18 protein-coding genes are annotated in these 21,540 nt (G+C 67.6%); 3 read left to right on the plus strand and 15 right to left on the minus strand.

Going from position 1 to position 21,540, the window contains the following annotated elements:
• Nucleotides 1–18: 18 nt before the first annotated feature.
• The 3 genes from mmsA to KXS11_RS07505 form a co-directional block, all read right to left on the minus strand.
• Nucleotides 19–1,527 carry a multiple monosaccharide ABC transporter ATP-binding protein gene (gene mmsA, locus KXS11_RS07495; protein WP_437385488.1) on the minus strand — a complete coding sequence of 503 codons (1,509 nt, stop codon included), beginning with the start codon at nt 1,525–1,527 and terminating at the stop codon, nt 19–21.
• A 218-nt stretch (nt 1,528–1,745) separates the two neighbouring features.
• Nucleotides 1,746–2,870: a multiple monosaccharide ABC transporter substrate-binding protein gene (chvE, locus tag KXS11_RS07500; protein ID WP_437384937.1), complete on the minus strand. Its 1,125-nt coding sequence runs from the start codon at nt 2,868–2,870 to the stop codon at nt 1,746–1,748.
• A gap of 458 nt (nt 2,871–3,328) precedes the next feature.
• A complete protein-coding gene (locus KXS11_RS07505; protein ID WP_437384938.1) occupies nt 3,329–4,348 on the minus strand; it encodes a serine hydrolase domain-containing protein in 1,020 nt (339 codons plus the stop codon).
• 114 nt (nt 4,349–4,462) lie between these two features.
• Between KXS11_RS07505 and KXS11_RS07510 the strand changes: the two genes are divergently transcribed.
• Nucleotides 4,463–5,500, plus strand: coding sequence for a LacI family DNA-binding transcriptional regulator (locus KXS11_RS07510; RefSeq protein WP_437384939.1), 1,038 nt, complete (start codon nt 4,463–4,465; stop codon nt 5,498–5,500).
• Nucleotides 5,501–5,702: 202 nt separating this feature from the next.
• Here KXS11_RS07510 and KXS11_RS07515 read toward each other — a convergent pair whose 3' ends face one another.
• Complete coding sequence (locus KXS11_RS07515; RefSeq protein ID WP_437384940.1) at nt 5,703–6,920, minus strand: ROK family protein; 1,218 nt, start codon at nt 6,918–6,920, stop codon at nt 5,703–5,705.
• Between the two features lie 137 nt (nt 6,921–7,057).
• Between KXS11_RS07515 and KXS11_RS07520 the strand changes: the two genes are divergently transcribed.
• Complete coding sequence (locus KXS11_RS07520; protein ID WP_437384941.1) at nt 7,058–7,495, plus strand: N-acetyltransferase family protein; 438 nt, start codon at nt 7,058–7,060, stop codon at nt 7,493–7,495.
• Nucleotides 7,496–7,577: 82 nt separating this feature from the next.
• Here KXS11_RS07520 and yicI read toward each other — a convergent pair whose 3' ends face one another.
• From yicI to KXS11_RS07550, 6 genes are all read right to left on the minus strand, one after another.
• The gene (gene yicI, locus KXS11_RS07525) at nt 7,578–9,932 is read right to left on the minus strand and encodes an alpha-xylosidase (protein WP_437384942.1); all 2,355 of its coding nucleotides are present in this window, start codon (nt 9,930–9,932) and stop codon (nt 7,578–7,580) included.
• A gap of 2 nt (nt 9,933–9,934) precedes the next feature.
• The gene (locus KXS11_RS07530; RefSeq protein ID WP_437384943.1) at nt 9,935–10,870 is read right to left on the minus strand and encodes a carbohydrate ABC transporter permease; all 936 of its coding nucleotides are present in this window, start codon (nt 10,868–10,870) and stop codon (nt 9,935–9,937) included.
• A gap of 2 nt (nt 10,871–10,872) precedes the next feature.
• On the minus strand, nt 10,873–11,853 hold the full coding sequence (locus KXS11_RS07535; RefSeq protein ID WP_437384944.1) for a carbohydrate ABC transporter permease: 981 nt from the start codon (nt 11,851–11,853) through the stop codon (nt 10,873–10,875).
• 149 nt (nt 11,854–12,002) lie between these two features.
• Nucleotides 12,003–13,298 carry an ABC transporter substrate-binding protein gene (locus KXS11_RS07540; protein WP_437384945.1) on the minus strand — a complete coding sequence of 432 codons (1,296 nt, stop codon included), beginning with the start codon at nt 13,296–13,298 and terminating at the stop codon, nt 12,003–12,005.
• A 142-nt stretch (nt 13,299–13,440) separates the two neighbouring features.
• Nucleotides 13,441–14,457: a LacI family DNA-binding transcriptional regulator gene (locus tag KXS11_RS07545; RefSeq protein WP_437384946.1), complete on the minus strand. Its 1,017-nt coding sequence runs from the start codon at nt 14,455–14,457 to the stop codon at nt 13,441–13,443.
• Between the two features lie 225 nt (nt 14,458–14,682).
• Nucleotides 14,683–15,294 carry a hypothetical protein gene (locus KXS11_RS07550; protein ID WP_437384947.1) on the minus strand — a complete coding sequence of 204 codons (612 nt, stop codon included), beginning with the start codon at nt 15,292–15,294 and terminating at the stop codon, nt 14,683–14,685.
• A gap of 405 nt (nt 15,295–15,699) precedes the next feature.
• Here KXS11_RS07550 and KXS11_RS07555 point away from each other — a divergent pair, with 405 nt between their 5' ends.
• Complete coding sequence (locus KXS11_RS07555; protein WP_437384948.1) at nt 15,700–16,203, plus strand: metallophosphoesterase family protein; 504 nt, start codon at nt 15,700–15,702, stop codon at nt 16,201–16,203.
• A gap of 276 nt (nt 16,204–16,479) precedes the next feature.
• Here KXS11_RS07555 and KXS11_RS07560 read toward each other — a convergent pair whose 3' ends face one another.
• Genes KXS11_RS07560 through KXS11_RS07580 form a run of 5 tightly spaced genes read right to left on the minus strand, consistent with a single transcriptional unit; the run spans nt 16,480 to nt 21,498 of the window.
• On the minus strand, nt 16,480–17,586 hold the full coding sequence (locus KXS11_RS07560; RefSeq protein ID WP_437384949.1) for a Gfo/Idh/MocA family protein: 1,107 nt from the start codon (nt 17,584–17,586) through the stop codon (nt 16,480–16,482).
• Nucleotides 17,571–18,266: a ThuA domain-containing protein gene (locus KXS11_RS07565; protein WP_437384950.1), complete on the minus strand. Its 696-nt coding sequence runs from the start codon at nt 18,264–18,266 to the stop codon at nt 17,571–17,573. Before KXS11_RS07565 ends, KXS11_RS07560 begins: the two co-directional genes overlap by 16 nt.
• A 37-nt stretch (nt 18,267–18,303) precedes the next feature.
• Nucleotides 18,304–19,257, minus strand: a complete 954-nt coding sequence (locus KXS11_RS07570) for a carbohydrate ABC transporter permease (protein ID WP_437384951.1) — start codon at nt 19,255–19,257, stop codon at nt 18,304–18,306.
• The gene (locus tag KXS11_RS07575; RefSeq protein WP_437384952.1) at nt 19,257–20,180 is read right to left on the minus strand and encodes a carbohydrate ABC transporter permease; all 924 of its coding nucleotides are present in this window, start codon (nt 20,178–20,180) and stop codon (nt 19,257–19,259) included. Before KXS11_RS07575 ends, KXS11_RS07570 begins: the two co-directional genes overlap by 1 nt.
• A 7-nt stretch (nt 20,181–20,187) precedes the next feature.
• Entirely contained in the window at nt 20,188–21,498 is a 1,311-nt protein-coding gene (locus KXS11_RS07580) for an extracellular solute-binding protein (RefSeq protein ID WP_437384953.1), read from the minus strand.
• Between the last annotated feature and the right edge of the window lie 42 nt (nt 21,499–21,540).

The raw sequence follows: 21,540 nt of genomic DNA on the forward strand, positions 1-21,540 counted from the left end.
TTATCCGTCCGCACCCGCCTAGCGGGGCTTCTCCATGGTCATGAGTTTGAGGAGCGCTTCGGGGTTCGCTTCCTCGATCGGCAGTTCGCCGGTGATGCGGCCCTCGCTGAGGGCGTAGATGCGGTCGCAGATGCCGATGAGTTCCGGCAGTTCGGAGGAGATGACGATGACGCCCTTCCCCTCCGCTGCGAGGCGGTTGATGATCGTGTAGATCTCGTACTTCGCGCCGACGTCGATACCGCGGGTGGGCTCATCGAGGATGAGGACGTCGGGGTCGGAGTAGATCCACTTCGACAGCACGACCTTCTGCTGGTTCCCGCCGGACAGCTTCCCGGTCTTCGCGAGCACGCTCGGAGCCTTGATGTTCATGCTCCGCCGGTACTCTTCGGCGACCTTGTACTCCTCGTTGTCGTTCACGAGTCCGCCGCGTTCGAGCTTCTTCAGGGACGCCATCGAGATGTTCCGTTTGATGTCCTCGATGAGGTTGAGTCCGTAGTACTTGCGGTCCTCAGTGGCGTAGGCGAGGCCGTTGTCGATCGCTTCGGAGACCGTGCGGGTGCGGATCTCGGTGCCGCGCTTGAAGACCTTCCCGCTGATCCGACTGCCGTACGACTGCCCGAACAGGCTCATCGCGAACTCGGTGCGTCCGGCGCCCATGAGGCCGGCGATGCCGACGATCTCACCGGCGCGGACGTTGAGGTTGACGGCGTCGACCATCACGCGGGTCGGGTCCTGCGGGTGGTGGGCCGTCCAGTCCTCGACGCGCAGGATCTCCTCGCCGATGTCGGGCGTGTGATCCGGGTAGCGGTGCTCGAGGTCGCGGCCGACCATGTCCTTGATGATGCGCTCTTCGGTGACGTCGTTCTTCACGATCGTCTCGATCGTCTTGCCGTCGCGGATGACCGTGACGGTGTCGGCGACCTTCTTGATCTCGTTGAGCTTGTGGCTGATGATGATCGACGTGATGCCCTGCTCCTTCAGGTGCAGGATCAGGTCGAGCAGGTGGTCGGAGTCCTCGTCGTTGAGCGCTGCGGTCGGCTCGTCGAGGATGAGGAGCTTCACACGCTTCGAGAGGGCTTTCGCGATCTCGACGAGCTGCTGCTTGCCGACGCCGATCTCGAGGATCTTCGTCGTCGGGTTCTCCCGCAGACCGACCCGTGCCAGCAGCGCTGCGGCCTCCTGGTTCGTGCGGTTCCAGTCGATGAGGCCGAGCGGCCCCTTCAGCTCGTTGTTGAGGAAGATGTTCTCTGCAATGGAGAGGTAGGGGCTGAGGGCCAGCTCCTGGTGGATGATGACGATGCCCTTGGACTCGGAGTCGCGGATGTCCTTGAACTCCACCACCTCGTCCTCGAACACGATGTCGCCCTCATAGGTGCCGTGCGGGTAGACGCCGGACAACACCTTCATGAGCGTCGACTTGCCCGCGCCGTTCTCGCCGCAGATGGCGTGCACGGTGCCGCGCTTGACGTCGAGCGTGACGTTCGAGAGGGCTTTGACGCCGGGGAAGGTCTTGATGATGTTGCGCATCTCGAGGATGCTCGTGGTCTCGCCTGACACCGTGTCTCCTTACTGGTGGTCGAGGTGCGATGGTGCGGGCTCTCGCGGTTCGACAGACTCACGGACCGGATTCGGGTTCCGGTCACTGAGCCTGTCGACGTGCGAGGTGAAGCTGGGCCCCTCGACAGGCCCAGGGACCGGAACGACGTCCGATCACTGAGCCTGTCGAGGTGTCTGTGTCCTACTGACTAGCCCTTGATCTCGTCTTCGGTCCAGTAGCCGGAGTCGACCAGGACCTCCTGGATGTTGTCCTTCACGACGATCTGCGACTCGAGGAGGAAGGACGGGACGACCTTCTTGCCGTTGTCGTAGTCCTCGGTGTTGTTCACCTCGGGCTTCTCGCCGTTGAGCACCGCGACAGCCATCTTGACGGCCTCGGCAGCAAGCTGACGGGTGTCCTTGAAGATGGTCGCGTACTGCTCACCGGACTCGATGGCCTTGACCGAGTCGAGCTCGGCGTCCTGGCCGGAGATGATCGGCCAGCCGTCGCCCACCGAGTAGCCGGCGTCGGTCAGTGCCGAGATGATGCCTCGCGAGATGCCGTCGTAGGGCGACAGGACCGCGTTCACCTTGGAACCGTCGGAGTAGGTCGACGTGAGGATGTTCTCCATGCGCTTCTGCGCGGTCTCACCGTCCCAACGGAGCGTCGCAGCCTGCTCGAAGGACGTCTGGCCGCTGCCGACGACGAGCGTACCCGCGTCGATGAAGGGCTTCAGGGTGTCCTGCGCGCCGTCCCAGAAGAACGTGGCGTTGTTGTCGTCCGGCGAACCGGCGAACATCTCGATGTTGAACGGACCGGCGGGTGCGCCCTCGGTGGGCTTGCCCTCGAGGTCGACGAGGCCGAGGCCGTTGAGGACCGAGTTGGCCTGCTGCACGCCGACCTTGTAGTTGTCGAACGACGCGTAGTAGTCGACGTTCTCGCTGTCGCGGATCAGGCGGTCGTAGGCGATGACGGGGATGTCGCCGTCCTTGGCCTCCTGCAGCACGCTCGTGAGCGTGGTGCCGTCGATCGAGGCGATGATCAGGACGGAGGCGCCCTTGGTGATCATGTTCTCGATCTGCGAGACCTGGGTGGGGATGTCATCCTCTGCGTACTGCAGGTCGACCTTGAAGCCCTCCTTCTCGAGCTGCTCCTTGACGGCGTTGCCGTCCTGGATCCACCGCTCGGAGCTCTTCGTGGGCATCGCGACGCCGACGAGCTTGCCGTCGCCTTCGCCGCCGGATGATCCGCCGCTTGCGCCGCCGGAGCAGCCGGCGAGCGACACGACCATCGTGCCTGCGGCCAGTGCGGCGAGGAGCATTCTCTTCTTCACTGTGGTTCCTTCCCTCAAGGGTTTGCTTGGACGTCGTTGTCGTGCGCAGGTCTGCGGCGTCGATGTGTCCAGCTCATCGGGCCGCTCGTCGGTTACAGGGCGTTCGCGGGTGCGGGTGCGGACGCCCCGTCGTGATACCGACGAGGGTGCAAGGAGAAGCGGTCGGCTGGATGCCGAGCCGTGAGGAGGTTGCGGTCGGACCGATCGGAGCACCGGGACGGGAGGTGGCGTGTCGCCTGCCTGCTCGCTCCGTTGCGCTTCGTTCCCACGTTGACTTCCTCGTCACTCCGAATGTGACCGTTCACATTGTGTGTCACACGATAGCCCCAGACCTCCCACCGATGTCAAGTCGGGATGTGTCTCTTTTTGGTAACCGGCCGAACTGGGGGCGTGGTCGCGCTCTCAAACCGGGCCGGGGCGGCACGTGCCCGGCCGTGACGGCATGGACGGAGCTGCGGCTAGAGCTGGGCGTCGATGGCGCGGATGACGTCCCAGGCGCCGTCCTCGGAGTTCGACAGCACGACGACGTCGATCGCGTCGGCTGCCGTGGGGCCGAAGTACGTGCGGACGATGCCGCTCACGCCCGGGTTCACGCCGTCGAGGTACATCGAGCGCACCTGAGCGTCCTCGTCGAGGTCGAACTCGAATCCGAATCCGTACGCGATCTCCTCGTCCACATCGACCTGCGGGGAGGTGAACTCCTCGGTCAGCTCAGCGGTGAGGAGCTTCGCATCACGAGCCGCCCGGAGGAAGGTGATCAGATCGGCGGCAGTGGACTGCGCGCCGGCGTCAGGGCCACCGAGTGGCGGGAACGCATCCACGTTGGAGTGCCACACGCCGTCCTCGTCGACGTCGCCACCCTCGGCGAGACCGGCCTGGCCCGTCCTGCGATCGGCGAACCCGGAGTCGGTCATGCCGAGGAGGCCGAACACCTGCTTCTCGATGAGCTCACGGTAGGGCAGGCCGGTGACGCCTTCGAGCGCGAGGCCGAGGAGGACATAGCCCGCGTTGACGTAGTTCGCCTCCTCACCGGGGGCCGCGAGGGGCGGTTTCTGGGCGAACAGGGGCAGGAGGTCGGCGGTCTGCTCGATGGACGACGCCGGTCGCGCAGCCCACAGCTCCTCGTAGCTCTCCCCCGCCGTCTCGTCGGCGTCGTCGGCGATGCCCGAGGTGTGCGTGAGCAGATGCAGCAACTGCACGCCGCGGCCGATCGTCGTGCCCTGGAGGTCGACGTACTCGTGGATCGACTCGTCGAGGTCGATGTGTCCCGCATCGACCTGCTGCAGCACGGCGGCAGCGGTGAAGAGCTTCGTGATCGACGCCGTGTCGAAGCGGGTGTCCATCGTGATCGCCTCACCGCGCTCACGGGAGGCGAGGCCGCGCGCGGCTTCGAAGAGCGTCTCCTCGCCGCGGCGGACGAGCACGACGCCCGAGAAGTTGGTCTCTTCGATGACGCGGGTGACGCTTGCGGTGTCCATCCTCCAACGGTACCGTCGCGCGCCCGATGTGGTCGCACCGGTGCGGGGCCAGCGGATCCGCCGACAGGCGGGCGGATGTGCATAATGGGTGCAGCACGGAATGTGACCGTGCACATGAGGTCCGAGGAATCCGTGAGCGACGACGCCGAACGGGGGCGAGCCCCCAATATCCGCGATGTCGCGCGCCTGGCCGGGGTCTCCCACCAGACGGTGTCGCGTGTGCTCAACAACCACCCCAGCATCCGTGATTCCACACGTGACCGGGTGCTCGCCGTCATGGACGAGCTCAACTACCGGCCGAACCGCGCTGCCCGCGCCCTCGTCACGAGTCGCTCGCGCACCATCGGCGTGCTGGCCAGCCAACGGTCCCAGTACGGACCCGCGAGCATGATCCAGGCGATCGAGAACGCGAGCAAGGACGCCGGGTACCTCGTGAGCACCGCGAACCTGCCCGACACGGGCGAGGAGTCGATCAGGGCCGCGGTGGAGCATCTGCTCGCGCAGTCGGTCGAGGGCATCGTCGTGATCGCGCCGCAGGTGCGCGTCGTCCGCGTGATCGAGGGTCTGCAGGTCCGGGTGCCGTTCGTCACGGTGCAGTCGGGCGGCGACCTCGACGACCATTCGATCGGTGTCGACCAGGTGGCCGGTGGGCGGCTCGCGACCAGGCATCTCATCGAACTCGGGCACCGGAACATCTACCACCTGGCGGGCCCGCAGGACTGGATCGAGGCAGAGGCCCGCATGCGCGGGTTCCTCGCCGAGATGAGCGACCAGGACGTCCCGACGACGGCGCCGATCCTCGGCGACTGGACGGCGGACTTCGGCTATCGCGCGGGGATCGAGCTCATGCGGGTGCGCGACTTCACGGCGATCTTCTCGTCGAACGACCAGATGGCGCTGGGGCTGATCCACGCGATCCGCGATGAGGGCTACGACGTGCCGCGTGATGTGTCGATCGTCGGGTTCGACGACATCCCCGAGGCGCCGCACTTCTGGCCGCCGCTCACGACCGTCCGGCAGGACTTCGACGAGCTCGGTCGCCGCTGCGTCGCGAGGCTGCTGGGCAACCTCGAGCCCGGAGCGGCCGGTTACCGCGGCAGCATCGACCCCGAGCTCGTCGTCCGCAAGTCGACGGCACCCCCCTCGTTCTGAGCCGCGCCGGCCAGCGCGATGCGCTGGCCCGAGCGCGCCCCACTGACGCGAGCGCGCCCCTCCGGAGGCCCGCACTCGCGCCAACGACCCGCTCCCGCGCCGGTTCGCGACGTCTCGCGTCAGCGCGGTGCGCTGGCCCGAAGCCCACGCGCGGAGCCCGTGCCCGAGCGCTCACAACCGAGCGCTCAGGACCGAAGCCTCGCTACCAGGCGGCAGGGTCGGCGATCAGACGGTCGAAGGCGAGTTCCGCAGCGCCGATGAGCAGCAGGTCCTGACCGAGCGCAGCCCGCACGATGGCGACGTCCTCGAACGGCGGCTCGAGGGCTCGCTCCCGGACCGCGTCGTGCAGATCGTCGGAGGCGAGTTCGAGCACGATCCCGAGGTGACCGCCGAGGACGACGAGCTGCGGGTCGAGGATGTTCACCGTTCCGGCGAGCGCCCGACCGAGCGTGCGCGCCTGCCGGACGACCTCTGCCGTGACGGGCCGCTGTCGTTCATATGCCTCCACGGGCATGGACGCGGTGACTCCCTCGTCGACCGACGCTTCCGCAGCGATCGCGGTCGCCAGTGCGGCCTCCAGGGCGGCGTCATCGCCCGCCGTGAGCCCGACGACGTGCAACAGTTCGCTCCGCCGCACCGCGTCCTCGAGCGCGTTCCCGGCGGCAGTCGCCGACGTGTGCCCGAACTCACCGGCGTACCCTCGTGCACCGCCGATCGGTCGTCCTCCGGCGATGATCCCGCCGCCGATGCCACTCGCTCCGCCGTTCAGGTACACGAGGTCGTCGATGCCCCGCCCGGCCCCGAAGGTCCGTTCGGCCCGGGCCCCGAGGCTGGCGTCGTTCGCGGCGAAGACCGCTCGGCCGGTCGCCTGGCGCAGTCGGTCCACGATGGGTTCGTCCACCCAGCCGAGGTGCGGTGCCAGTCGAACGACACCGTCCGCGTCCCGCACGAGCCCGGGGATCGCGAGACCGATCCCGCCGCCGCCCTGCGCTTCGGAGGGCAGCCGTGCGGCGAGCTCCTCGACGAGCTCTGCGATGATCGCGCTCGCCTCAGCGGCGGACGGTGTCGTCGCGACCTCGCGGCGCACCCGTTCGACGACGTCACCACCCAGACGGACGGCCGCGACGGTGATGGCGTCCAGCTCGGGGTTGGCGGCGAACGCCACGGCACGGGGGCCAGCGGCGACCATCGGCGACGGTCGCCCGACGCCCTGACCGCCGACGGGGATCGACTCGACGACGATCCCGGCGGCCGCGAGCTCCGTCACGAGGGCTGCGACGGTGGACCGGTTGAGGCCGGTCGCCTTCGTGAGCGCGGATCGCGACTGCACCCCACCCTGGTGCACGAGTTCGACGATCCGGCCGAGGTTGTGGCGGCGCACCGAGTCGAGGCCGCTCCCCGTGCTGACTGCTTCGCTCACGTGCCCATCCTCCGGTCGATCCTCCTAGTGTTCCCTATCCGTGGCGGGAACCTCGCGCGACGGCAGGAGCACGCGCCGGCGATCGACCTCCGGCGGCGCGGGACTCCTGCGCGGAGCGGGTGTGTTTGACTTGCAGGATGCCTGAAGCCTGGACCCTCCGCCCCGCCACCGCCGACGACGCGACGTGGATGGCCGAGCTCAGGGCCGTCGTGATGCGCGCAGACCTCGAACGCCTGGGCCGGTTCGACGAGACCCGCGTCCGTCAGCGGTTCCTCGACGCCTACCGACCGGAACTGACGTCGGTCATCGAGGTCGACGGGGTCGCCAGCGGGCTGGTCGCCGTGCGTCCCGAACTCGACGCCCAGTGGATCGAGCACTTCTACCTCTCCCCCGCCCACCAGGGACGAGGCCTCGGTACGTCCATCCTCGCCCGGGTGCTGACGGACCGTGCCGACGACCGCCCCTTCCGGCTCAACGTCCTGCAGGGCTCGGCAGCCAGGCGCCTCTATGAGCGGCACGGGTTCACCCTCGAGTCGGAGGACGAGGTCGACGTGTGGATGGTGTGCGCCCGCTGACCGGGCAGCAGGAGATCCGCCCGACAGCAGGAGACCCCTCACGGGAGGGTCCTGCTGCGGCGCGGATCTCCTCGCTGCGCGCCTAGCGCGTGAGTGTGGCGACACCGGCGTCGGATGAGACCTCGCCCGCGGTGCCGCCCGCGAGCCGCGCCGTGAAGGCGAGCCCGGCCGGCCCCGTCACGACAGCCCCCTCCGCAGTGCGCACGACCTCGAAGGTGACCGCCTCGCCACCCGTCGGGTCGGACACACGGACGCCCGACGTCCCCTCCGGCCCCGGGTAGACGGTCACGAGCGGCGCATCGGTGTAGTCGTAATCCGGTCGGTCGTCGCGCGATCCCGTCACGAGCACGGCCCCTTCGCGCACCCACAGCGGCAGCGAGGAGAAGTCGTGCCGTTCGCTCCGCCAGACGGGTCCTGCCACGACCTCGTCCGTCAAGAGGTTCGTCCAGGTGCCGGCGGGCAGGAAGTACTGCACGTCGCCGGCCTCGCTGAACACGGGCGCCACGAGCAGATGCTCGCCCAGGAGGTACTGGCGGTCGAGGTGGTCGACGGCGGGGTCTCCCGGGAACTCCAGCTGCATGGGGCGCATGAACGGGATGCCCGTCGCGTGAGCCTCCAGCCCGACCTCGTACAGGTAGGGCATGAGTCGCAGCTTGAGGTTCGTGAAGCGCCGGGCGACGTCGACGGCACTCTGGCCGGGTGCCTCGGTGCCGTCATCGAATGCCCACGGCACCCGATAGCTCGACGAACCGTGCAGCCGCGAATGGCTCGACATGAGCCCGAACGCCAGCCAGCGCTTGAAGACGGCGGGGTCGGGGAAGCCCTCGAAGCCACCGATGTCGTGGCTCCAGAAGCCGAAACCACTCGCCGCGAGCGACAGCCCACCGCGCAGCGTCTCAGCCATGGACTCGTAGCTCGACGAGTTGTCGCCACCCCAGTGCACCGGTTGCTGCTGGCCGCCGACCGTCGCGGAGCGCGCGAACAGCACGGCCTCACCGACCCCGGACGCCTCCTCCAGCGCCTCGAACACGGCGGCGTTGTAGAGCTGCGCGTACCAGTTGTGCATGACCTGCGGGTCGCTCCCGTCATGCCAGACGACATCCGTCGGGATGCGCTCGCCGAAGTCGGTCTTGATCGCGTCGACGCCCTGGCCGACGAGCGTGCGGATCTTGCCCTGGAACCACGCCGTCGCCGCGGGGTTCGTGAAGTCGACGAGGCCCATACCCGACTGCCACATGTCCCACTGCCAGACGGTCCCGTCGGCGCGGCGGACGAGGTAGCCGGCGTCGGCCGCCTCGGCGAAGAGCACGGAACGCTGCCCGATGTACGGGTTGATCCACGCGCTCACCTTGAGGCCGCGCTCGTGGAGGCGCGCGAGCATGCCCTCGGGGTCCGGGAACACCCGCGCGTCCCACTCGAAGTCCGTCCAGTTGAACTCGCGCATCCAGAAGCAGTCGAAGTGGAAGACGCTGAGCGGCAACCGGCGTTCGGCCATCCCGTCGATGAAGCGCCCGATGGTCTCCTCGTCGTACTCCGTGGTGAACGAGGTCGACAGCCAGAGGCCGTACGACCATGCCGGGACCCGCGCCGGACGCCCGGTGAGCGTCGTGTAGCGCTCGAGCACGTCCTTCGGTGTCGGCCCGGCGAACACGAGGTACTCGAGCGAGGAACCGGCGACCGAGAACTGCACGCGTTCCACCGACTCCGTCCCCACCTCGAACGACACGTGCTCCGGGTGGTTGACGAGCACGCCGTAGCCGCGGTTCGTGAGGTAGAAGGGGACGTTCTTGTAGGACTGCTCACTGGAGGTGCCGCCGTCGGCGTTCCAGATGTCGACCGTCTGGCCGTTCTTCACGAACGGACCGAACCGCTCCCCCAGGCCGTAGACGAGCTCGCCGACACCGATCGACAGCTGCGCGTGCACGTACGACCCCGGCGCAGCGAGACCGGTCGTTGTGACGCCGGCCACACCGGCGGGTTCGGTCGTGACGGGTGCGCCGTCCGCGAGGTCGACGAGCGCGATGGACTTCGGTCCGCTGGAGGTGATGGGCTTGCCGTCCTCCAGGAACTCCAGCGACCAGGGCGCACCCGCCGTCACCCGAGCCGTCAGCCGGCCACTCGTGAGCGACCCGCCCGTCTCGTCGATCGACACCTCCCCGACACCGCCCGCGGTCGCACCGACGAGCTCGAAGCCGGGGCTCCGACGCGCGCCCGTGTGGTGGTCCACCCGCACAGAGATCACCCCGTCCAGCGGCGAGGAGAGCGTGACCGTCAGCAGCGTGCGGTTGAGGGTGTCACCCCGGCCGGTGATGACCTTCGTCGGAGCGCTGACGATGAGCGACCGGCCGTCCGCCGAGGCGTCGAGGTCATAGGCCTCCTGCGCATAGCGGGCGTCGACTAGTGGGCGGGTGTGCCAGAATCCGTCGGTGAATTTCATCGTTACTTGACTGCTCCTGCGGTGATGCCCCTGGTGAGGGTGCGTTGGAAGATGAGGAAGAACACGAGCGTGGGGATGAGCCCGAGGAGGGCTGAGGCGCTCGTCGTCGTGACGTCCATGAGTCGGTCGCCCTGCAACACGCTGATCGCGACCGGCACGGTCTGGTTCGCGTTGCTGACGAGGAAGGTGAGCGGGATGAGGAACTCGTTCCACGTCCAGATGAAGAAGAAGATCAGCAGCACGCTGAGCGTCGGACGCGAGATCGGGAACACCACGCGGGTGAGGATCCGCCAGCGACCGGCACCGTCGAGCGATGCGGCCTCGAGGATCTCCTTCGGGAAGGTGCCGTAGACGCTCGAGAGGAGGTAGGTGCCGAAGGCGCACTGGATCACCGTGAAGATGATGATGACGCTCCACACGTTGTCGTACAGGCCCACCTGCTTGAACATGAAGTACAGCGGGTAGAGGAGCACCTCCTGCGGCAGCATGTTCGCCAACAGGATGAGGACCACGATCCAGGTGCGTCCCTTCACCCGGCCGATGCCGAGCGCGAAGGCGTTCAACATCGAGATGCCGACCGCGAGGATCGCGACGACACCCGAGATGAAGATGCTGTTCCAGAGCTTCTCGGGGAAGTTCACCCGGTTCCAGAAGTTCACCAGACCGTCGGTGTAGACCTCGGTCGGCAGGGTGAGCGGGCCGCTCGTTGAGTAGTCCGCGGGCGACTTGAACGAGTTGACGAGGATGAGCAGGAACGGCACGGCGATGAACACGCCGATGAGGATCGCGATGGCGAGGATCAGCCAGTCGCCGGCGGTCTTCTTCTTCGCTCCCTTGCGCCGTTTCGGGGGCCGCTGCACGGCGGGAGCCTGGTCCGTGGTGTTCTGCACGACTCGGCCCGGGATCATGGCCCGGGGGTCTTCGGTTCTGGCCGACATGGTCAGTGCTCCTCTTCGCGTCGCTCGAGTCGCGTCTGCACGAGGATGAAGACGATCGACACGGCGGCGATGACGACGGTGAGCGCGGTCGCGATGGTCGCGCCGTACCCCACCTGCTGGGACTGGAAGAACTCGGTGTACGCGTAGTACGCGGGCACGATCGTCGACGTGCCTGGCCCACCACCGGTCAGGGTGTAGACCGGACCGAAGACCTTGAGGGCCGCGATCGTGCAGGTGAGCGTCACGACGAAGATCTCCGGGCGGATGATGCCGACGGTGATCGCGCGGAACCGCTGGAACCAACCGGCGCCGTCGAGTTCCGCCGCCTCGTAGAGCTCGGGATCGACGCGCTGCAGGGCCGCCATGAAGATGACGATCGGGTAGCCGAGCTGCACCCAGACCATGATCACCATGATGCTCGGGAGCGCCGTGTCCGGGCTGCCGAGCCAGTTGTGCTGCAGGGCCCCGAGCCCGATCGCGTCGAGGATCTGATTGAGTGCACCGTTCTGCGGGCGCAGGATCCACCCGATGACGATCGCCGCGATGACGGCCGGGAGGATCTGCGGCAGGTAGTACGTGGCGCGGAGGAAGCTCGCGATCCTGCCGCCGAACTTCTTCCCGACGAGGTCGAACAGCATGGCCGCGAGGACCAGTCCGGCGAGCGTCGGAACGACGACCATGGCGACGATCATGGCGATCGAGTTGCCGAAGGAGGTCCAGAAGACGCCGTCTCCGGCGAGCTTCACCCAGTTGTCGAGGCCGATCCACTCCGGCGGTTTGATGCCCCGGTACTTGGTGAAGGTGAGGTAGATGTTCCACCCGAGCGGCACGATGACGATGACCGTGATGAGGAGGAGCCCTGGGATGAGGTACGGCCAGAAGCGGTTCGGCCGACTGCCGGGAATGAGGCTCTGCGCCGCTCGTCTGCGGGCGACCGGTGCCCCTCGGGTGACCACGGCTTCCGTGTTCGGTGCGGCTGTCATCGTGGCTCCTCTCTGCTGGGTGATGCGTGTTCGTGGGATGTCTCTCGGGCACGTGCCGGAGCCGCCGGCACTCCTGCGGTCTCGCGGCAGGTCGTGCAGGGCGTGCCCGGTGTTCCGGCACATGCCCGGTGGAGGTGGGGCAGGTGGGGCTAGCCGATGATGTCGTCGACGCCCGACTGGTACTGCTCACCGAGCTGCTCCTGCACCTCGGCCGGTGTCTTCGTCCCGTTGATGAGCTCCTGCAGACCGGCGTTCAGCTGGTCGTAGAAGGTCGGCGTCGGCCAGTCCGGGTAGAAGGCCAGACCGTCGTTGTCGTTCACCGTGTTGAAGTTGGCGATGAGCTCCTGGCTCTTCGGGTCGGTGATGTCGGCTGCGTCGGCCGCGACCGGCACACCGCCGTTGTTTCCGATGAGGGCTTGGATCTCAGGACGCAGCGTGATGTCGATGAACTGCTCTGCGAGCTCCTTGTTCTTCGCGTTCTCCGGGATGACCCACATGTTGCCGGCGGAGCCGGGCGTCAACGTCGTGCCGGGGAACAGGAAGGAACCCCAGTCGTAGCTGGTGATGTCGGTGGCGAAGCGACCCTGCCACCAGCTGCCCGACACGAAGATCGGGTAGGTGCCGTTGATGAAGGCGGTCCCGGCGTCCTCGGCCTTGAAGCCGCTGGCGTCCTGGGCGATGTAGCCCTTGTCCGTCCAGTCCTTCACCGTCTCGGTGCCGTAGGTGATGGCCTCGTCGTTCCAGTCGACCGGGTTCGTGTAGAGCTGGTAGTCGTCGACCCAGTCGCGGTCGGCCTTCGTGAGCGCGAGCTGGTACCAGAGCTGGCCGAGCGGGTACTCCTGCGCGCTCTCGGCGAGCGGGGTGATGCCCTTGTCGGCGAACGTCTGCAGTGCGGCCTCGAACTCGGGCATGGTCGTCGGGACGGCCACACCGTTCGCCGCGAACATGTCCTTGTTGTAGTACACCTGGACGAACTCGCCGTAGTTGGGCACGCCGTACCAGTCGCCCGAGCCCATGATGCCGTTCTCGTCGTAGCGCGCCGTGGTCTGCAGCGACGGCGAGAGCTTGTCGTCCCAGCCGTACTTCTTCACCGCGTCGTCGAGGCTCGAGAGGAGGCCCTGGCTGGCGAGCAGACCGGCGGTCGCGTTGCCCTTGTTGTACTCGAGGATGTCGGGGGCCTCGTTGGAGTTGAGCACCTGGCTCGCGGTGGAGCGGATCTGCTCGAAGCTCTTCTCCTCGAACTCGACCTTGGCGCCGGTCTCCTTCTCGAAGACCTTGATGGCCTCGTCCCAAGCGATGCCCATCGCGCTGGTCTCGCTCTCGAAGTGCCAGAGCTTCAGGGTGTTCCCGTCACCTTCGGACGAGCCGCCGGCCGCGCAGCCGGAGAGCGCGAGAGCGCTCACACCGATGGCTGCCACGGCGGTCAGGATTCTGCTGGTTCGCATGGGTCTACTTCCTCGTAGGGCGGCATGAGCCGCGATCGTTGGGTGGTGCTGTGTGTCGGGGTGCGTGTCGTGCTGCGTGTCGTACTGTCGAAACGTTTCGATGATGCGCGTCCGGACGCCTCAGGCGGCGTGGTGGGCAAGGTCAGTCGGCGGGTGGACCCGCGACGGAGCCGTACTCGACGAACCAGGGTTCGATGAGTTCGACGTGCGGCAGCACGGTTCCGTCCAACTGCCGCATGGTGAGCGCGATGGCTCGCGCACAGGACTGTTCGGCCGGCAACGGGATGACGTCGAGGGCCGGTTCGAGATGCGAGGTCTCGAAGCTGGAGCACGCCGAGATCACGGAGAGCTCCTCCGGGATCCGCACGCCGCGCCGACCGAGCAGGTCGAGCGCCATGGCTTGGACGGGTTCATTGGTCTGGAACACGAGCGCGGTCGGTGCCGCGCCGAGGCGTTCAGTGACCCGGTCGATCACACGCGCGACACTCACGGCATCCTCGACACATGGCTCGAACACCGCATCGATACCGTTCGCCGCGCAGGCAGCCAGGAAGGCGTCGCGGAACCGCGGCGGGAAGTTCGACCCGCGCTCGTAGATGGCGGGTGACTGGCCGATGCACGCGATGCGGCGGTGACCGAGCGCGACGAGTCGTTCGACCGCCAGCCACGCTGCCCGCTCGAAGTCGAGGTCGACGCAGACGAGCCCCTCGGTGTCGCCGGGGACGCCGATGACGGTGGCCGGGACGCCGAGCTCACGCACGAGACCCGCACGCTCGTCGACGGTGGAGACGTCGAGGAGCACGATGCCGTCGACCAAGGAGGACTGGGACACCCGCCGCAGGCCGTCGATCGCGTCATCCTGCGTGAGGAGGACGACGTCGTAGTCGTACTCTCGGGCGGCGTTCACCACACCGAGGACGAACGCCATGTGGGCGGGCGCGTAGGTGCCGGCATGGAGCGGGGCACTCAGCGCGAGGAGGTTGGTCCGCGCACCTTTGAGCATCCGCGCGCCGGCGTTGGCCCGGTAGCCGAGGGCGTTCGCCGCTTCCTCGACCCTGAGCCTCGTGCCCTCCGTGATCGACCGCTTGCCGGTGAGGGCGTACGAGACCGTGCTGATCGAGACACCCGCGGCCTGCGCCACGTCGTGAATACTGACCATTCGGGACTCCATCGTCGATACGTTTCGATTGCTACGACCAGGAGCCTAAGCGACAGACGCTGCGCGCGCAAGCCTTTTGTGGTTCTCGCCAACAAATCGCCTGTGTTCAGAATTCAGGGAACTTCCGTCCGCGCCCTCCGACTCGCCGAGAAGACGAGCGGGAATCGGACATCACGGACATCGCGAGGCCAGATTCCCTGAATTGCGAACAGAAGTTGCGGCGCGTCACGCGGGTTCGCGAACCGTGGTCACAATGTCGACGAGGTGGGGGTCGGCGGGCGCCGAACCGAATCCGAAGCGCACGGGTGGGTCGAGCCGTGCGAGCGAGCCGAGGTCGGAACCCGACCAGCTCGCGCTCACCGAGGTGATGCGGCGAGCGCCCGTCACGCCGTAGTACTCGCGACGCCCGTTACCGGCGGATCCGGCGGTCCGGGCACCGGGTTGCAGGACGCGTGCGACCGGGTCGATCGCCTGCAACCAGGCCGGGTGCACGGCGAGCGGCTTCGGCACCACGCGGAGCGCCCGACCGAGCGGCGAACTAGTACCGATGCGCAGGGTCGTATCGAGCGGCCCGCCGACGAACCGCAGGCCGGTGGGCAGACGGGTCCAGCCGACCGTGCCGATCTCGACCTCGTCGAAGGTGTAGGTCGCGGAGATGAAGTCGCCGATCTCCTGCGTCGGGGCGAGGAGCAGTCTTCTGCCTCGGGAGTCCTCGATCATGGCGTCCGCGAAGCTCCCGAAGGGTGAGCGCGACCAGAGCCCGAGCACGATACGGACGCCGCCGGTGGTGCCGTACCCGGCGATCCGTCCGGAGAAGCGCAGGTCGGTGTCTGGCATGCGCCAACTGTAGCCGAGCGTGCTGTGCGCCAGCCTCCGGTCACTGGGCGCTGGGCACTGGGCACTGGGCACTGGCCCAGGTCACTGGACACTGGCCCAGGTCACTGGCCGCCGGTCGCCGGTCACTGGGCACCGGACACCGGTCACTGGTCACCGGCCCAGGTCACTGGACACCGGTCGCCGGTCACTGGTCATTGGCCCAGGTCACTGGCCGCCGGTCACCGGTCACCGGTCACCGGCCCAGGTCGCCGGTCGCCGGTCGCCGGTCGCCGGTCGCCGGTCGCCGGTCGCCGGTCGCCGGTCGCCGAGCCTGTCAAGGCGCGCCCTTCGACAGGCGCAGGGACCGACGCTCACTCCCCGAGCCCGCGGACGGGTGCGAGCGTCGGAAGGCGGAGAATGGAGCCCATGTCGACCTCGCTGCTGCTCCTCTCCGACACGCACCTGCCGAAACGGGCGCGCGCTCTGCCGGAAGAGGTCTGGACGGCCGTCGATGCCGCGGACCTCGTCGTGCACGCGGGCGATTGGGTGGACGAGGCCACGCTCGACGCCCTCGATGCGCGCGCAGCGCGGCTCATCGGTGTCTTCGGGAACAACGACGGCCCGGAACTCCGTGCCCGCCTGCCCGAGGTGGCGCGCTTCGTCGTCGACGGGTTGCGGTTCGCGGTCGTCCACGAGACCGGTTCCGCGGCGGGCCGCGAGCAACGCGCGGACGCCGCCTACCCCGACACCGACGTGCTCGTCTTCGGCCACAGCCACATCCCGTGGGACTCGGTCTCCCCTGCCGGTCTGCGCCTGCTGAACCCCGGGTCGCCGACCGATCGACGGCGGCAACCGGAGTGCACGATGATGACCGCGCGTGTCGAGGACGGCGCGCTCTCGGACGTCCGGATCGTCCCGGTCGCCCGGTGAACTACTGAGGAGCACCTTCACACAACTCCTGCGGCCCTGATCCCGGAGCGCCCGCGTGCGCAGGTGTCCGGGGGTCGAGCGGTAGCCTCCACCGGCGCAGCAGGAGTTGTGCGCATGGAACCAGCTGTCGAGCGCTCAGGCACCGATGCGTGTGCTCGGCAGCCGGCCGTCCACAACTCCTGCCTCCCGCCCCCAGGGCCGGGATTGGTACCTGATGCAACCGGCAGAACCGCGAACCGAGCCAGGATCGCAGGAGTTGTGAACGGCCCGAGCGCGCTACGTGCCGGCGCGCACCGCCTCGGGGAGCGGCACAGGCGCCGGACGCTCCACCGTGCTCGTGAGCTCCACGACGCGGTGCTCACGACCAGCGACGATGATCGTCTCCATGATCTCGAGGACATGGAACGCGAGATCACCGGAGGCCCGGTGCTGTCGCTCCTCGTCGATCGCCGAGGCCAGGTCGGCGAGACCGACCCCCCGACCGGCGTCGACGAAACCGGCGCTGTCGGGCACCGCACGCCAGGTACGGTCGTCAGCCGTCGCGATCTCCACCGTGTCCGAGAACCGGTTCGGGTCGGGCACGGCGACGGTCCCAGCGGTGCCGTACACCTCGAAGAGCGGCGTGCGGCTCGCCCACACCTCGAAGGAGACCGTCACGGTCGACACCACACCGTTCGCGTGCTCGAGGATCGCCGTCACGTGCGTGTCGACGTCGTCGTGCACAGGGATGGGCGTGCCGGCGAGCGGACCGGTGGCGACCGAACGCTCACGGTCCGAGCGTGCGACGGCTCCGGACACCCGGACGACGGGCCCGAAGAACGACACGAGGCTCGTCAGGTAGTACGGGCCCATGTCGAGCAGCGGTCCGCCACCCGGCTGGTAGTAGAACGCGGGTGCGGGGTGCCACAGCTCGTGACCGGCCGCGCTCCAGGCGACCGCCGCAGCGATCGGACGACCGATCGCCCCGCTGTCCAAGACGGCGAGGGCTGTCTGGATCCCCGAGCCGAGCACGGTGTCAGGCGCGCTGCCGACACGGAGCCCCTGTGCGGCGGCCAGCTCGAGCACGGGCCGGGCCTCAGCGGTCGACAGCGCGAGCGGCTTCTCGCCGTACACGTGCTTCCCTGCTTGGAGGGCGCGCAGGGCGATCTCGGCGTGCGCAGCCGGGATCGTGAGGTTGAGCACGACGTCCACCTCGGGGTCGGTGAGCAGCTCGTCGACGCTCGACGAGCGCACCCCCTGCTCCGCGGCCACCTCGGCGGCTCGCGCGAGGTCGAGGTCTGCGACGACGACGAGGTTCAGGTTCGGCAGCTTCGGGAACTCGGCGAAGTACTGCTTGGAGATGTTGCCGACGCCGATGACGCCGACGTTCAACGTGCTGCCCACAGGAGGCCCCTCTCGATGATGGTGCGGACGTTCGGATCCTCGACGATCTCGATGCGGTGGCCGGGGGCCGAGACGAAGATGCGGCCCTTGCCCCATTGACGCGTCCAGATCGCCGGAGCCGTCACGGGACGGTTCCAGGCATCCCACGGGCGGACGTCCTGGGTCGTGGTCGCGAGCACGTCGTTGTATTCGTCGCTCAGCACCCAGTACTGCTCGGTGACGAGGTCGAAGTCCTCGATCCCGGCCATGATCGGGTGCTGCCTCCCGTACTCGGTGACGTGCACCGTGTACGGGATGTAGTTGTCGGACTGCTCGCCGGTTCGCTCCGCCGGGTCCTTGCCCGCGTGGTGCGCGAACTGCCCGCCGATCATGTGGAGGTAGTCGGCGTTGTTGCGGTACGAGTCAGCGATGCCCCCGTGCCAACCGGCCATGCCCGTCCCGTTCAGGACGGCACGCTGCAGGCCGGCGAACTCCTCCGGCTCGATCGTGTTCATCGTGTTGATCTGCACGATGAGGTCGACCGTGTCGAGGTAGTCGGCGTCGGTGTAGACCGTGGTGCCGTCCTCGACGCGGACGGTGAAGCCGTTCGCCTCCAGGAAGGGGATGAAGGCGGCGGTGGTCTCGACGGGCATGTGCCCGTCCCAGCCGCCGCGTACGACGAGCGCCTGCTTGTCAGTCATGTGTTCCTCTCGGGGGTGGTGGGCCGTGCATGCTCGGTCACTTGCTGAACCCGGCCGTCATGCCGCTGATCAGCTGTCGCCTGCCGAACAGGTACAGGATGAAGATCGGAAGGGTGGACAGGACGACTGCGGCCAGGACAGCCGGGACATTCACGCTGAACGAGCCTTGGAACGTCCAGAGCGACAGCGGGAGCACGCGGTAGCTGGGCGACTGGGTGAGCACCAGTGGGAACAGGAAGCCGTTCCAGACGTTCAGCGCGTTGTACAGACCGACGGTGACGATCGCGGGGCGGGCCAGCGGCAGCACCAGCGAGACGAGGGTGCGCCAGCTCGACGCTCCGTCCACGGTCATCGACTCGAACAGCTCCTTGGGGATGTCCCGGATGAAGTTCGAGAGGATGAGCACGGTGACCGGCACGGCGAAACCGATCGACGGCAGGATGAGCGCCAGCAGGGTGTCGTAGAGACCCGCCTTCGAGAGCATGTAGAACAGCGGGATGATCGTCGCCTGCAGCGGGATCGCGAGCCCGAGCAGGAAGAACGAGAACGCTCCCCTGGTGAACCGTGAGTTCGTCCGCACGATCGCGTAGGCGGCCATGATGCACACGAACACGGTGACGGCGACGCTCGCGATCGTGATGATCGCACTGTTCGCGAGGTACAGGAAGAAGTCGCTCTCGAGCACGAGCGCATAGCCGTCGAGCGTCGGGTCGGTTGGCGGGATGAGCTGGTTGCTCGAGAAGAACCCCGCCTGCGGGCGCACCGAGGTGATGAGGATGTAGTAGATCGGCAGCACGATGATGAGCAGCCAGATCCACGCCCCGATCCCGCCGACGACGTTCGGCTTGCGGCGCGCGCCGCGCGGGCGGCGTCCCCGCGATTCGTGATGCGACGGCCGGCCGCGCTTCGAACCCGCCGTCGAGACGCTGACGGTGTCGAGGCTTCCGGTCGGCAACGTGCCGGGCTTGGTGAGTCTGTTCGTCGCTGACATCAGAGGCCCTCCTGCTGACTGTCCATCTTCGCGAAGCCGCTCAGCTTGGTGAGCAGCAGCGCGATCGCGAGGCCGATCGCGGCCAGGATGATCGCCATGACGCTGGCCTGGCCGAACTGGCTGGCTGAGAATCCCGTCACGTACATGAGGATCGGGAGGATGCGGGTACCGGCACTCGGCACGCCGCCCGTGAGCACGAAGATCACGTCGAAGTAGGTGAGTGATCCGATGATCATCAGCGTCGACGAGGTGACAAGCGTGTAACGCAACTGCGGCAGCGTGATGTGGAAGAACTGCTTGATCGTGCCGGCGCCGTCGATCTCAGCAGCCTCGTAGAGCGACGCGGGGATCTGTCGCACGCCACCCTGGAAGAGCAGGGTGTGGAACGGCACGAACTGCCAGGCGATGATGAAGATCACCACGAACAGGACGAGCTGCTGGTTGCCGAGCCAGTCCTGCTTGAGGAACGGGATGCCGAGCGAGGCCGACAGGCCGAAGTTCGGGTCGAGGATCGCCTTGAACGCGATCGCGATGGCGGCGGACGACAGCAGCAGCGGCAGGAAGAAGATGGCGCTGAGCACGGCTCGGTTGCGCTGCTTGCCGGCGGTCCAGGTGCCGAGCAGGAGGCTGATGGGTGTCTGGACGAGCCAGGAGATGACGATGACCTTGAGCGTCAGCACGAGGGCGTCGATCGTGACCGGGTCGACGAGCACGGAGGCCCAGTTGTCGATGCCGACCCACGCCGGGTCGCTGATCGCGTCCCAGCGGGTGAAGCTCAGGTACAGGGCGACGACGAGCGGGATGATCGCGAAGACGAGGAAGAAACCGAGCGCCGGCGCCACCATCCAGCCGCTGGGGCCGGTGCGGCGGTTCGCCACCGCACCGGCCCCTCGGGCCCCGTTCAGCTGACGGGTTGCAGTCATGGGTGGATCACTGACCGATCGTCTTGTTCATGTTGTCGGAGAACTCCTGCGGCGTGATCTGCAGGTTGAAGAGCTGGTCGAGGTTCGTGAGCAGCGCGGTCGCCTGTGCGGGCGGGAGTGCCTGGTCCCAGGACATCTGGAAGTTCTTCGCGTTCTTCGAGAGGTCGTACACGGTCGTCCCGAAGTCGCCACCGCTCTTCGCGATCTGGTCGTCGATCCCGGTGATGGGCGGAACCTGACCGGTCTCGACCATGCGGTCGATGTAGCCCTTGTCGAAGACTCCCTCGGTGAGGTACTTCAGCGCGCTCGCCTGTTGCTCCTTGCTCGCCGCGGAGGAGATCGAGAAGTAGCCGGAGGGGTTGCCGACGATGTTCGACGGGTCGCCCTTCCCGCCGGTGACCGCCGGGAAGGTCGTGTAGCCGAGTCCCTTCGCGGCGAAGTCGGCCGCCTGCTCCTTGAACGTCGTCATGACCCAGGCACCCTGCAGCATCATGGCCGCCTTGCCGGTGTAGAGCAGGGCGACGTCGGCGTTGCTGTCAGCGGTGACCGAGGCGAAGCCGTCGACGAAGGCGCCCGCCTTGACGAGTTCCTGGATCTTCTCGTTGGCCTCGATGATGCCCGGGTCGCTCCAGGCGTCCGCTTCGCCGGCCATGACCTTGTTGAAGGCCTCCGGGCCCGCCACGCGGTCGACGAGGTACTCCTCCCACATGAGCGACGGCCACTTGGATGCGCCGGCGAGGGAGAAGGGCGCGACACCCGCGGCCTTGAGCTTCGGGATGGCGTCGACGATCTCGTCGAAGGTGGTGGGGACGTCGACACCCGCGGCGTCGAGGACGTCCTTGTTGTAATAGAACATGATCGGCGTCGTGGCGTTCATCGGCACGGCGTAGACCTTGTCGTCGATGACGCCCTGGTTCCACACCGACTCGAGGAACTTCCCCTTGGCGTCGGCCGTCTCCGAGGTGATGTCGGCGACCTTGCCTGCGTCCACGTAGGAGTTCAGGGTGCCACCGGCCCAGCTGTAGATGATCGTCGGGGCGCTTCCGGCTCCGACGGCGGTGCGGATCTTCGTCTTGTACGCATCGTTCTGGAAGTAGGTCGCGGCGATCTGGTCGTCGGCGTTTGCGCCGTTCCAGTCCTTCAGCGACGGGCCGAGGACGGTGTCCTCGTCGGTGCCGGTGAGCCCCCAGAGGGTGGCGGAACCGGCCGCGGCGCCGGAACCGCTCGAACAGGCGGTCGCGCCGAGCATGAGGGCTGCGGTGCCGATTGCGACGGCGGCCAGTCTGGCGCGGCGGCGGCGTGAGGTGCGAAGCGTCATTGCGTTCTCTCCTTGGTGGATGCTGCTGGTGGTGATGCGGGT

The sequence above is a fragment of the Plantibacter flavus genome (assembly GCF_051487245.1).
Classification (GTDB): Bacteria; Actinomycetota; Actinomycetes; order Actinomycetales; family Microbacteriaceae; genus Plantibacter; species Plantibacter flavus_B.